This window comes from Nocardioides sp. LHD-245 (assembly GCF_030929495.1).
In the GTDB taxonomy this organism is placed as follows: domain Bacteria; phylum Actinomycetota; class Actinomycetes; order Propionibacteriales; family Nocardioidaceae; genus Nocardioides.
Map to the genome: position 1 here is coordinate 153415 of NZ_JAVFWN010000013.1, position 11492 is coordinate 164906.

Annotated in this window: 12 protein-coding genes; 8 read left to right on the forward strand and 4 right to left on the reverse strand. The window is 72.9% G+C overall.

The features are described 5' to 3' along the window. Positions 1–67 precede the first annotated feature (67 nt). The 8 genes from RB608_RS19685 to RB608_RS19720 all read left to right on the forward strand — a co-directional run bounded on the left by RB608_RS19685 (position 68) and on the right by RB608_RS19720 (position 7671). Positions 68–817 (forward strand): SDR family oxidoreductase, encoded by a 750-nt coding sequence (locus RB608_RS19685; protein WP_308089803.1) that lies wholly within the window; start codon positions 68–70, stop codon positions 815–817. Next, positions 814–1662: an NAD(P)-dependent oxidoreductase gene (locus tag RB608_RS19690; RefSeq protein ID WP_308089751.1), complete on the forward strand. Its 849-nt coding sequence runs from the start codon at positions 814–816 to the stop codon at positions 1660–1662. Before RB608_RS19685 ends, RB608_RS19690 begins: the two co-directional genes overlap by 4 nt. A gap of 74 nt (positions 1663–1736) precedes the next feature. Then, positions 1737–2285 (forward strand): Uma2 family endonuclease, encoded by a 549-nt coding sequence (locus tag RB608_RS19695; RefSeq protein ID WP_308089752.1) that lies wholly within the window; start codon positions 1737–1739, stop codon positions 2283–2285. Continuing rightward, on the forward strand, positions 2282–2695 hold the full coding sequence (locus RB608_RS19700) for a carboxymuconolactone decarboxylase family protein (protein WP_308089753.1): 414 nt from the start codon (positions 2282–2284) through the stop codon (positions 2693–2695). The genes RB608_RS19695 and RB608_RS19700 overlap by 4 nt, the downstream gene beginning before the upstream one ends. A 26-nt stretch (positions 2696–2721) precedes the next feature. Continuing rightward, on the forward strand, positions 2722–3465 hold the full coding sequence (locus RB608_RS19705; RefSeq protein ID WP_308089754.1) for a 4'-phosphopantetheinyl transferase superfamily protein: 744 nt from the start codon (positions 2722–2724) through the stop codon (positions 3463–3465). Between the two features lie 309 nt (positions 3466–3774). After that, positions 3775–5619, forward strand: a complete 1845-nt coding sequence (locus RB608_RS19710) for an LPXTG cell wall anchor domain-containing protein (RefSeq protein ID WP_308089755.1) — start codon at positions 3775–3777, stop codon at positions 5617–5619. Positions 5620–5939: 320 nt separating this feature from the next. Then, positions 5940–6815, forward strand: coding sequence for a nitrilase-related carbon-nitrogen hydrolase (locus RB608_RS19715; protein WP_308089756.1), 876 nt, complete (start codon positions 5940–5942; stop codon positions 6813–6815). Positions 6816–6840: 25 nt separating this feature from the next. Further along, positions 6841–7671, forward strand: coding sequence for a polysaccharide deacetylase (locus tag RB608_RS19720; RefSeq protein ID WP_282401151.1), 831 nt, complete (start codon positions 6841–6843; stop codon positions 7669–7671). Positions 7672–7683: 12 nt separating this feature from the next. On the opposite strand, the gene RB608_RS19725 is transcribed toward RB608_RS19720, so the two are convergent. From RB608_RS19725 to RB608_RS19740, 4 genes are all read right to left on the reverse strand, one after another. After that, on the reverse strand, positions 7684–9441 hold the full coding sequence (locus RB608_RS19725; protein WP_308089757.1) for an ABC transporter substrate-binding protein: 1758 nt from the start codon (positions 9439–9441) through the stop codon (positions 7684–7686). A gap of 109 nt (positions 9442–9550) precedes the next feature. After that, positions 9551–10273 (reverse strand): 2OG-Fe(II) oxygenase, encoded by a 723-nt coding sequence (locus tag RB608_RS19730; RefSeq protein WP_308089758.1) that lies wholly within the window; start codon positions 10271–10273, stop codon positions 9551–9553. Then, positions 10270–10890: a methylated-DNA--[protein]-cysteine S-methyltransferase gene (locus tag RB608_RS19735; RefSeq protein WP_308089759.1), complete on the reverse strand. Its 621-nt coding sequence runs from the start codon at positions 10888–10890 to the stop codon at positions 10270–10272. Before RB608_RS19735 ends, RB608_RS19730 begins: the two co-directional genes overlap by 4 nt. Continuing rightward, entirely contained in the window at positions 10887–11387 is a 501-nt protein-coding gene (locus RB608_RS19740; protein ID WP_308089760.1) for a sigma-70 family RNA polymerase sigma factor, read from the reverse strand. Before RB608_RS19740 ends, RB608_RS19735 begins: the two co-directional genes overlap by 4 nt. Positions 11388–11492: the final 105 nt, after the last annotated feature.

Sequence of the window (11492 nt, forward strand, 5' to 3'; positions counted from 1 at the left end):
CCCCCAACAAGTGCATGAATCCCCGGTCAGCCGGGGATTCATGCGCACCAGAGTGACTGGAGTGAGGATGCGGTTCGAGAACAAGGTCGTCGTCGTGACCGGCGCGGCGCAGGGCATCGGCGAGGCCTACGCGCGGGCGCTGGCGAAGGAGGGCGCCGCGGTCGTCGTCGCCGATCTCAACGAGGAGGCCGGTGCGAAGGTCGCCGCGTCCATCGAGGCCGACGGCGGTCGCGCGATCTTCGTGCCCTGTGACGTCTCCTCGGCCGAGTCGGCCGACGCGCTCGTCGCAAGGACGGTCGAGGAGCTGGGCGGCATCGACCACCTCGTCAACAACGCCGCGATCTACGGGGCGATGGAGTTCAACCTGCTGATCAGCGTCGAGTGGGACTACTACAAGAGGTTCATGGCGGTGAACCTCGACGGCGCGCTGGTGATGACGCGCGCGGTCTACCCGGAGATCGCCAAGCGCGGCGGGGGAGCGATCGTCAACCAGAGCTCGACGGCGGCGTACCTCTACTCCGGCTTCTACGGCCTCGCGAAGGCGGGCGTCAACAGCCTCACCCAGCAGCTCGCCCACGAGCTCGGCGGCCAGCGGATCCGGGTCAATGCCATCGCGCCCGGCCCCACCGACACCGAGGCCACCCGCACCCAGGCCGGCGACGCCGCCAAGGACATCGTGCGCAACTCCCTCGCCATCAAGCGGATGGGCTCGGTCGACGACATGGTCGGCGCGCTGCTCTACCTGCTGTCCGACGACGCGTCGTGGGTGACCGGCCAGATCCTGGCGGTCGACGGCGGCCAGACCTTCCGGCTATGACCCGCGCGCTCAGGGTGGGATTCGTGGGCCTCGGCAACATCGGCAAGCCGATGGCACTCCGGCTGGCGGCGGCGGAGGGGATCGACCTCCAGGTGTACGACGTCGCGCCGGCGCCCGTCGCCGAGCTGGCCGCCGCCGGGGCGCGTGCCGTCGGCTCGGTGGGGGAGCTGGACGCCGACGTCGTGTGTGTGATGGTGCGCGACGACGACCAGGTCCGCTCGGTCGCGGCCGAGCTGTCGCCGGCGACGGTGCTGGTGATCCACTCGACGGTCGGCCCCACGACCCCGGGCGAGCTGGCGGCCGCCGGGCACCCGGTGCTCGACGCGCCGGTCAGCGGAGGACCGATGGGTGCGGCGGACGGCAGCCTGGCGATCATGGTCGGCGGTGCCGAGGATGCGTTCGCGACCGCCCGGCCCGCGCTCGAGGCGATGGGCAGCAAGGTGGTCCACGCCGGCCCGGTCGGAGCCGGCACCCGGATGAAGCTGGCCCGCAACCTGATCCACTTCGTCGCCTTCACCGCCGTCACCGAGGCCCAGCGGCTCGCCGAGGCCGCCGGTCTCGACCTGATCGCGCTCGGCGACGTCGTCCGGCACACCGACACGGTCACCGGCGGCCCGGGCGCGATCATGCACCGCCCCACGACGGACCCGATCGCACCGGACGACTTCTGGCACGGAGTCTTCGACCACGTCCGGACGCTGGGGGAGAAGGACCTGGGCTTCGCGGTCGCCCTCGCGGACGAGCTCGGGGTCGACGTACCGCTGGCGGAGCTGGCGATCGAGCGTCTCGGGCCCGGCCTCGGCCTGCCTGTGGAGGACGCGAGCGGCGAGCGGAGAGATCGGTGACGCTTTCCTCGACCCTGGACGGGGGTCACAATGAGAGGAAGGTCGATGTGTCCCCACGCCTGTCAGGAGCGCCCATGCTCGAAGTGCCGGTCGACACCGTGCAGCGGCTGCGGATGTCCTGGGAGGAGTACGAGCGACTCCCCGAGTGGCCGCGCACCGAGTGGGTCGACGGCGAGGTGCTGGTGATGCCGCCGACCGCTGCGCGGCATGCGTCGGCGGCCGCGCGTCTCATCATGCTGCTCGGCCGCGCCTTCCCGGACCTGGACATCGGGACTGAAGGCGGCCTCTGGCTGCCCCGCAACCGGCTGCGCGGCCCCGACGTGATGATGGCCGAGAGCCGCACCGACGAGACCTTCCGGACCGTCATGCCGCTGCTCGTCGCGGAGGTGCTCTCGCCGAGCACCCGCGCCGAGGACACGATCCGCAAGCCGATGGAGTACGCCGAGGGCGGTGTCGAGCGGTACTGGATCGTCGACCCCGACCTGCGCACCATCGACGCTCTCCTCAACGTCGACGGTGCGTGGGAGACCGAGGCCCACCTCGACGATCGCGAGCCGGTGGCCGAGATCGTCATCGGCGACCACGGCGGTGTCGTCGTCGACCTCCGGGAGGTCCTGCGGTGACGGCGCCCGCCGACAAGTTCGACGACCTGCCGGAGTTGCGAGCCACGGGCCTGCGCAAGATGGAGCAGGTCTACGGCTTCGACATGGCCGACGGCGAGGGTGACTTCTTCCGCTACACCGCCGACCACCTGTTCGGCGACATCTGGCAGCGGCCGGGGCTCAGCGACCGCGACCGGCGGCTGTTCCTCATCGGCCTGCTCGTCGGACAGCGCGCGAACGACGTCCTCGGCATCCAGGTCCCCGCAGCCCTCGCCAACGGCGAGCTCGACGCCGAGGCGCTGCGCGAGCTGGTCATCCTGGCCTGCCACTACGACGGCTGGCCGAACGGGTCGCGGCTCAACTCGGTGGTCGAGGACGCGATCGGCAAGGCCCGCCGGGCGGCCGAACGTGACCGGGGCGACACACCCTGACGGGCGGCTTGTTAGCCTCGGGAGCGATGACTCGCGACGTGGCGCAGGCGGTTCCGGACCGCGAGGCGGAGCCGGTGACTCCGGCCGTCCTCGACTCCTTCCTCAACACCTCGGTGCTCCGCCCCGAGGGCGGACCCGGGATCTGGCGCGTCCCGACGGCCACCGTCGGCGACGCGGAGCTCGAGGTCGCCCGCGACTGGCTCGATGAGAGCGAGCGGCAGCAGGCGTCGTCGTACGTCCGCGCGGAGCTGCGGCGTGCCTACGAGATCGCCCACGCCGCGGCCCGGCTGGTCGTGGGTGCGGCGACCGACACCCCGCCGGAGAAGGTGGTGTGGGGCCGGCACCCCTGTCCCGGGTGCGGCGAACCGCACGGCCGGCCGCGCGCCGAGGGCGCCGGGGTGGAGTTCTCGCTGAGCCACACGCCGGGCCAGGTGCTCGTGGCGGTGGCCGACGTGGCGGTCGGCGTCGACGTCGAGCGGCATCCCGACGACCCGGTCGCGCTCGCGAAGCTGCTGCACCCGCGTGAGTCCGAGGAGATCGAGGCGGCCGCACAGGGCACCCTCGACGGCGGTCGCGCCACGGTCCGGTTCACCCGGGCATGGTCGCGGACCGAGGCCTACCTCAAGGGCATCGGCATCGGGCTGGGCCGCGACCCCCACCTGGACTACCTCGGCACCGACGACGCGTCGAGCCGCAGCCTGGGGTCGTGGACGGTGCGCGACGTGGTCGTCCCGGAGGGGTACGGCGCGGCGCTGGCCGTCCTGCGCTGACCGCAGATCTGGCGATCCATCGTCGGATCATGCGGCGAGACTCGGCCCGAAGGTTAAATCTTCCGTCCGGGATGGACATTTAACCGGAATCCCTGCGCCAGGGACTTTGGTCCTCCCTACGCTGCGGGGTGGGCCTCGTTCGTCCCCTCCGTCTCGGGAGGCGTGGGCGCTCGGAGGAGGACTTGTCGGACGGGGTTCGCGGTGGGGCGCGAGCGCTGGGCCGACGCCCTCGGTCGCAGGACCGCCCGACTCGACACTTTGCAGCTGTCGCGGCACCCCTCGGCGCGACGCATTGGGGGGTACCCGACCATGTCCAGATCTCAGCGCCGTTCCCGGCGTCACGCCGAGCCGGAGCAGGCCGTCACGGCCCGCCGGCGGCGGCACATCATCGCACTCGCACTGCCGGTCCTCGTGCTGGCCAGCGCCGCCTTCGCCGGCCCGGCTCTCGCCGACGACGCTGCCGACCCGGGCCCGGGCGCCGAGCCGACCCAGACGGCCTCGTCGCCGGAGACCCCGGCCGAGCCCCAGGCGGAGCCCGCGCCCGAGCCGAAGCCCGAGCCGAAGCCCGAGCCGAAGCCCGCGCCTGAGCCCGAGCCGAAGCCCGAGCCCGACACGGAGCAGCCGCCCACGGAGCCGGAGGCCCCGGACACCGGGAACGGGACCGACGAGAAGGCCGACGAGCACGCGGACCCGAAGGCCGAGGAGGCGCCCGAGCAGGAGCCGGGCGCAGCCGTCGACGAGAACGCCACGGAGAAGGCCGACGAGGCGCCGGCCGACGCCGCGCCCTCCGAGCAGACCACCCCGGCCGCGGAGTACACCGCCGTCCAGGCGGCCGCGAAGGCCGGCAACGCGCCGACCGCCGTCGTGCCGCAGGCGGTGAACACGAAGAAGGTCGTCGTGTGCAAGTACGTCAGCACGCCGGGCGGCTACTCCCACCACGTCATCGTCCCGTCGGTGAACTCGCTGAAGGACTGGACGCCCGCGATGGGCTTCCCCTCCTTCGCCTTCGCCGACGCGCACGACTCGATCGTGATCCGCTATCTCGACGACAACGAGATCCCCGGTCAGGTACCGAACTCCGCCTGCCCGACGATGGTGAACCCGCCGACGCTGACGCTGCTCAACCCGTGCGGTGCCAACAACACCAGCTGGGCCGACCCGGCCGCGTCGCCGGCGTACACGTGGGTGCGGAACCCGAACGGGTCGATCACCTTCACCGCCCAGCCCGGCTACCTCTTCCCGTCGAACACGCCTGCGGGGCTGACGAGCTACACGAGCCCGCCGCCGCCGGTGGACCCGGACCCGGTCAACCAGAACTGCGGCAACACCGACACGCTGATCACGCCACCCGTCCTCCTGATGGACGACCCCTGCGGTGCCGGGAACGCCGCCTGGATCGATCCCGGTGACACCGCGGCGTACACGGTGGCGATGAACACCCCGGCCGCCGGTCAGGTCACGTTGACCGCCAACGCGGGCTTCACGTTCCCCGGACCGTCGCCGACCTACGTCTACGGCGCGCCGGTGGAGAGCAACGTGGCCGCCTGCCCGACCGTCGTGCAGCCGCCGGTGGTGCCCACGGTCAATCCCTGTGGTCCGAACAACGTCGCGTTCGGCACCGTGCCGGCGGGGCCGTGGACGTCGTCCGTCGACCCGGGCGACGGGTCGCTGACGCTCACCGCGACGGGCAACAACGTGTTCCCCGGCGGCGTGACGCTGCACGTCTACAACCTCCCGGCCGACAACGACCCGGCGTGCCTGGTCGCCCCGGCGCTGGCGCCCAGTGACCCGTGCGGCCCCGGCAACGCCGCCTGGATCCCACCGGTGGAGACCGCCGACTACTCGGTCTCGGTCGTCAACGGCGTGATCCAGTTGATCGCCAAGCTCGGCAAGATGTTCGTCGGCGACCACCCGACCTACACCTACCCCGCCACGGCTCCGGCCGACTCCGGCGTGGTGTGCGAGGTCGGTGGAGTCGAGGAGACGTCGCCGCCGAAGAAGTCCGACGACGACACGCCCGGCGCGGTCGACAGCGAGCAGGCCACCGGCCTGCCGAACACCGGCGGTCCCGACGGCTGGCTGATGCCGCTCGGCGTCCTGCTGGTGCTCGCCGGCGCCGGCCTGGTCCTCGTCCGCCGCAACCAGTTGGCGTAGCCCGCGGGGCCGAGCGCCCGAACGCAGGAGCCCGTGCCGGGAGTCCCCGGCACGGGCTCCTGCGTCGTCCGGGCCCGGGCCGGGCGCTCAGCGTCGGGCGATCGCCACCCCCGCGAGCAGCAGCACGATGACCCACATGACCCCGCCGGCAATCCACAGCACATAGGAGAAGACGCCCGCGCGGCCGGATCGGTTGCCTGCCGGGACGGATCGGTTGTCTGTCGGGCCGGATCGGTCCGCGCGGGATCGGTCAGATGACCGATCCCGGCCCGAGTGGGGCTCGCTAGGTTCGGGGCTTCCCGCCACCGAAGGAGCCCCGCATGGTCCGCGTCGCCACCTGTAACGTCGAGTTCCGAGAGGTGTCCGGCTTCGCCGACTTCGCCGCCCACCTCCGCGAGGTGCTGGACGAGGCGCGGGGTGCGGACCTCGTCGTGCTGCCGGAGGCGGTCACCTTCGAGCTGATGACGGCGGAGCCCTCGTGGTCCGGCGCCACCGACCTGGCGCCCGTGCTGGCGACGGCCGGGTACGCCGACGACTTCCGCGAGCTGATGGCCCAGGAGGCCGCGGCTCGTGGGCAGTACCTCCTCGCCGGCAGTCACCTGGTCCCCACCGGCGAGGGCGGCTACCGCAATGTCGCCGTCCTCCACGACCCCACCGGGGCGGTGGTGCACGAGCACGCGAAGACACATCTGTTCCCGCTCGAGCACACCCTCGACGTCGTCGAGGGGGACGAGATGGCGGTCGTCGACCTCCCGTTCGGCAAGGTCGGCATCGTGATCTGCTACGAGTCGCAGATCCCCGAGTGCGCGAGCTCACTGGTCGAGCAGGGAGCCCAGATCCTGCTCTGTCCCTCGCTCACCCTGACCCGGGCCGGATTCTGGCGGGTGCGTCACTCCCTGGCCGCGCGTGCGATCGAGAACCAGGTGTACACGGTGCACTCGGGCGTGGCCGGACCGCCGCGGGGCGTGTGGCCGGGTGCGTATGCGACCAGCGCGATCCTCGGCCCCTGCGACGCACCGCTGCCGGACGACGGCGTCATCGCCGAGACCCCCGCGGACGTCGACGGCGTCGCCGTGGCGGACCTCGACCTCGCCCTGCTGGCGACCCTGCGGGAGTCGGGCGCGACCACGACGTACCAGGACCGTCGCCGGCGCGTGGAGCGCTACCGCGCCTGGCCCTCCCACCTCCACGCCTGATCCCTTCGACACCCGAGGAGCACCCATGCGACCGACCGTCTGCCTGACCTTCGACTTCGACGCCATCTCCGTCTGGCTGGGGACCCTGGGCCTGGCCACGCCCACCTACGTCTCGCGCGGCGAGTTCGCCGCCAACGTCGCGACGCCCCGGATCCTGGACCTGCTGGAGCGCGAGGGCGTGACCAGCACCTGGTACATCCCGGGCCTCGACGTCGACACCTATCCCGACGTCTGCAAGCGGATCCGGGACGCCGGACACGAGATCGGCCACCACGGCTATGCACACGAGGGGCCGACGACGCTCGACGAGACCGCTGAGCGCCGGGTGCTCGAGCGTGGGCTCGACGCCCTCGACCGGGTGCTCGGCGTGCGTCCCGACGGCTATCGCTCGCCGGCCTTCGACCTGTCCGCCAACTCCACGCGCCTGCTCGCCGAGTACGGCTTCCGGTACGACAGCAGCATGATGGCCCGGGACTTCGAGATGTACCGCTGCCGCACGGGTGACGTGATCAGTACCGACGGCATCACCTTCGGCCCGGAGCTGGACCTGGTCGAGGTCCCGGTGTCGTGGACGCTCGACGACTTCCCGTTCCTCGAGTTCGCCCTCATGCCGCCGATGGTGATGCCCGCGTCGACGGACGTCGAGGGGCTGACCCGGCGCTGGCTGTCGGACCTCGACTTCATGGCCGAGGAGGTGCCGCACGGGGTGTTCACGCACACCTTCCACCCGCAGTCGATCGGGCGCGGCAGCCGGATCAAGGTGCTCGAGCGGATGATCCACCGGGCCAAGGAGCACGACGCCGTGTTCAGCACGGTCACCGACGCGGTCGGCGCCTGGCAGGCCCGGACCGACTGAGGCCGCCGCGGCTCAGCCGGACGGCGGCGGCTGGAACCGCGCCGTGGCGTACGGCGACGGCGCGATGATCCGGTGCTGCCCGTGCTGGACCTGGAACACCAGGTGGGCCGCGCCCAGCGACGGGTCGACCGCGCTGTCGGGGTAGACGCGGTTGGTCTGGTCGGTGGAGCCGAGCTGGTAGGGGCCGTTGACCCCGCGGTGGGTCAGCGTGCGCAGCCGGCCGACCACCTCGGAGAACCTGCCGGGCGACTCGCTCTGCGTCCACGCCTGGGCCAGCAGGCCGACCGCGTCGAAGTGCACGCCGGCGCTGGAGTGACCGGCCCGCTCGCCGAACGCGCGGGCGAAGCGGTGGGCGAACCGACGTCCGAGGTGGTCGTCGTACTGGCCGGTCACGGTCGCCCAGACCACGCCGTCGGCGGCCGCGCCGAGGGACTCGCACACACCGCCGATCGAGGGGGCGTAGAGCGCGTAGACCAGGAGGTCGTGGGGTCGGGGCAGCAGCCGCAGGAAGGCCGAGGTCTCGGGACCGGAGAAGCACGCGAGCATCACCGCGGCCGGGTCGACGGCGGCGATGCGTGCCACGACTGTGGGCCAGTCCGGGCGCATCGTGTCGATCGCCTCGACGGTGAGGTCCCATCCGCCGCGCAGGGCCGCCTCCGCGGCCTTCTCGGGGAAGGTCAGCAGGTCGGCGTCGGCGTTGTCGACGACCAGGAGCCGCCGCGAGCGCGGGTGCCACCGACCGGTGCCGGACAGCAGGTCCAGCGTCCGCAGGAACCCGTGGCCGTAGATCGTCTGCGGCCCGCTCAGCTGGAAGACGCTGCCGAACCGTCCCGGATCGTCCCGCACCACCTGCGCCGCGGAGGCCGAGGTCGAGTGGTGCAGCACCGGACAGCCGGTATCGGCCGCCGCCGCGAAGATGGCGGCGAGGTCCGCCGGTGAGCGGCGGTAGGTGTAGGGGAAGGAGACCGCGTCGACGTCCTCGCCCATCAGCCGCTCCATCGCCTGCTGCATCGACGCCGTCGAGGTGATGTCGGCCAGGACGGCGACCTCCTCCACCGGGCGGCCACGCACTCCGCCGGCCGCGTTGAGGCCCGCGACGGCCAGCTGGCTTCCCCGTCGCATCTGACGGGCGTCGTCGGCGCAGTCGGCGTTGACCGGGAGGACGGCGCCGATGCGGAGCGGCCGCACGCGTCGTACCGGCCTGTGGGGCGGGGTGGCGGACCGCAGTGGGAGGCCGCGCGCCGCGGCCTCCAGCCGGACGGGGCCGAGAGGAGCGCACCCGCTCAGGTCCCCGCCGGGGATGGGAAGGGTGAGCAGCCCGAGCTCCTGGCCGAGTGCTGCCGCCGCGGACCGGCCGGACACCTCCAGCTTGGCCAGCAGGTGCTCCACATGGGTGGCCACGGTGCGCCGCCCGACCACCAGCCGCTCGGCGATCTCGGGGTTCGACAGCCCAGCCGCGATCAGGGTCAGGACCTGGAGCTCGCGGCGGTTGAGCCCGGCGAGGGTGTCGGGGCCGGCGCCGTCGATGTGCACGGTACGCCGGCCGTCTGCCCGGCTCGGCCCGATCGCCACGGTGCTCGCACCCCGCCTCGCCCCGGCCGCCCCCGGCTCCAGCCACACGAAGCGGACCTCGCCGATCGCCGGGGTCGTCGCCGCGGCACGCAGGTGGTCGGCCAGGCGGGGGAGCCCGGCGAGGGCGCCGGCCGGCCGCACGGTCATCCGGCCGTCGCGGTCGGTCTCGACCGTCGCTGCGAGCGGCCCGGCGTCCATGCGCCCACTCTAGGTGGGCAGCGTGGCCGGGAAGAGAGGCGGCTCAGCCTGGCCAGGTGTCGTAGCAGTCCGCGCAGCAGCGGATCCGTGGCGGCCCAGGCCGGCCGGGTCAGGCCGCGTCGTGGAAGACCAGGGCCAGCGTGTGCCGCTCCCCGCTGCGGATCGCGGACACACCGTGACGGACCGGCGCGGCGGACCAGCCGCGGGCCGAGCGCACCGGCCGGTCGCGGGTGGTGAACACGTAGCCGTGGCCGTGCGGCAGCAGGGTGGCCGTCCCCCGTGACTGGGCCCTGGGGCGCTGCTCGACGAGCAGGAACTCGCCGCCGGTGTGGTCGGCGCCGGGCTCGTTGAGGTTGACCACGACCTGCAGCGGGAACACCAGGTCGCCGTACAGGTCGCGGTGCAGGGCGTTCCAGTCGCCCTCGCGGTAGCGCAGCAGGATCGACGTCGACCGGGTCTGCCCAGCGTCATGACACTGGTCGAGCCACGCGTCGAGGGTGTCCGGCCACGGCGCGGGCCGGCCCAGGCGGGCCCACCAGTCGCGGGCGATCGGCAACAGACGGGGGTAGAGGGCCTGCTTGAGCTCCTCGACGGGCGCCGGATAGGGCGTGTGGAGGTAGCGGTACTCGCCGGAGCCGAACCGGTGCCGGCCCATGTCGACGGTGCTGCGGAAGAGCTCGTCGTGGTCGTAGAGGCCGCGGATCGCCGCGGTCTCGTCGGGCGTGAGGAGCTGCGGCAGCAGGGCGCCGCCGTCCCGGTCGAGGTCGGCGGCGACCGCGGCCCAGTCGGCCCCGTCCACCCGCTGTGCCCGGGTCTGCGCCGTGGCGGTCATGCCGCCTCCAGCCGCAGCAGCGCCGACTTGGCCTCGGCCCCGCCGACGTAGCCGCCCAGGCTGCCGTCGGCGCGCAGCACCCGGTGGCAGGGCACCACGACGGGCAGGGGATTGGTGGCGCAGGCCGTGCCCACCGCTCGCACCGCCTTGGCGTTGCCGACGAGCTCGGCGACCTCGCGATAGCTGCGGGTCTGGCCGTAGCCGATCTCCGGCAGGTGGCGCTGCACGACCTGGCGGAAGCCGTGGGACAGGGACAGGTCGAGGTCGAGGTCGAAGGTACGGCGCCGCCCGGCGAAGTACTCGTCGAGCTCGCGGGCCACCCGGTCCAGGCGGGCGGGAGCGTGCAGGATCCGTGGGCTCAGCCGGTGCGCGAGGATGTCGAGGACGGCGTCGTGGTCCTCGCGGGCGTACGCCACGCGGGCCAGGCCCCGCGGGGTGACGGCCAGGAGCAGCCGGCCCACGGGGGAGTCGACGGTGGTGTAGGCGACGTCGAGGAGGTCCTGCGCCGCGGCCTGCCCGGTGAGCCGGTCGTGCAGGCGCTCGAGGAGGTCGGCGTCGGCGGGGGCCGACAGCAGTCGGTCGAGGTGCTCGGTGTCGAGGTGCTCGGTGTCGTTCATGTTCGGGCTCCTTCCGTGATCGTGCCCGGATAGGTCCTTCTGAGGTTCTTGATGCCGTCGGCCGCGGCCCGGCGCGCGGCGTCGGTGGTGCCGCCGAGGATCGCGGCGACCTCGGCGTACGGCAGGCCGGCGACGTAGTGGTAGGCGACGGCCTGGCGCTGCTTGTCCGGCAGCCCGCGCACGGCGTCCCACAACTCGGCGTCGTCGATGCCGGCCTCGGGTCCTGGCGTGATGTCGCCACCGGCCGGGGGCGGCTCTTCGACGGGGAGCGGCCGCCGCCGGGTGGCGCGGAGGTGATCGACGGCCTTGCGGTGGGCGATCGTGACCAGCCAGGCCTCGACGTTCGCGTCGGCGGGCAGGTCGGGATAGGCCCGCAGTGCCGCGAGGAAGGTCTCCGACCACGCGTCGTCGACGTCATGAGGGCCGAGCAGTACCCGGCATACCCGCAGCACGGTCGGCCCGTGCCGCGCGACGACCCGCTCGAACGGCTCCTTCACCACACCTCCCTCGTCACCGGAACAGTCTGCCCGCGGCGGCGGCCTGTCATCGCTGTCTCCTTCTCACAGGCTGTAGACGCTCGCGGCGACCCGAACGTGAGATCG

Excerpts from the sequence above, each read along its gene's own strand:
- RB608_RS19735 (WP_308089759.1), bottom strand. The coding sequence starts at position 10,890 with ATGAACGACACCGAGCACCTCGACACCGAGCACCTCGACCGACTGCTG.
- RB608_RS19685 (WP_308089803.1), top strand. The coding sequence starts at position 68 with ATGCGGTTCGAGAACAAGGTCGTCGTCGTGACCGGCGCGGCGCAGGGC.
- RB608_RS19690 (WP_308089751.1), top strand. The coding sequence starts at position 814 with ATGACCCGCGCGCTCAGGGTGGGATTCGTGGGCCTCGGCAACATCGGC.
- RB608_RS19705 (WP_308089754.1), top strand. The coding sequence starts at position 2,722 with ATGACTCGCGACGTGGCGCAGGCGGTTCCGGACCGCGAGGCGGAGCCG.
- RB608_RS19710 (WP_308089755.1), top strand. The coding sequence starts at position 3,775 with ATGTCCAGATCTCAGCGCCGTTCCCGGCGTCACGCCGAGCCGGAGCAG.
- RB608_RS19695 (WP_308089752.1), top strand. The coding sequence starts at position 1,737 with ATGCTCGAAGTGCCGGTCGACACCGTGCAGCGGCTGCGGATGTCCTGG.
- RB608_RS19715 (WP_308089756.1), top strand. The coding sequence starts at position 5,940 with ATGGTCCGCGTCGCCACCTGTAACGTCGAGTTCCGAGAGGTGTCCGGC.
- RB608_RS19730 (WP_308089758.1), bottom strand. The coding sequence starts at position 10,273 with ATGACCGCCACGGCGCAGACCCGGGCACAGCGGGTGGACGGGGCCGAC.
- RB608_RS19725 (WP_308089757.1), bottom strand. The coding sequence starts at position 9,441 with ATGGACGCCGGGCCGCTCGCAGCGACGGTCGAGACCGACCGCGACGGC.
- RB608_RS19720 (WP_282401151.1), top strand. The coding sequence starts at position 6,841 with ATGCGACCGACCGTCTGCCTGACCTTCGACTTCGACGCCATCTCCGTC.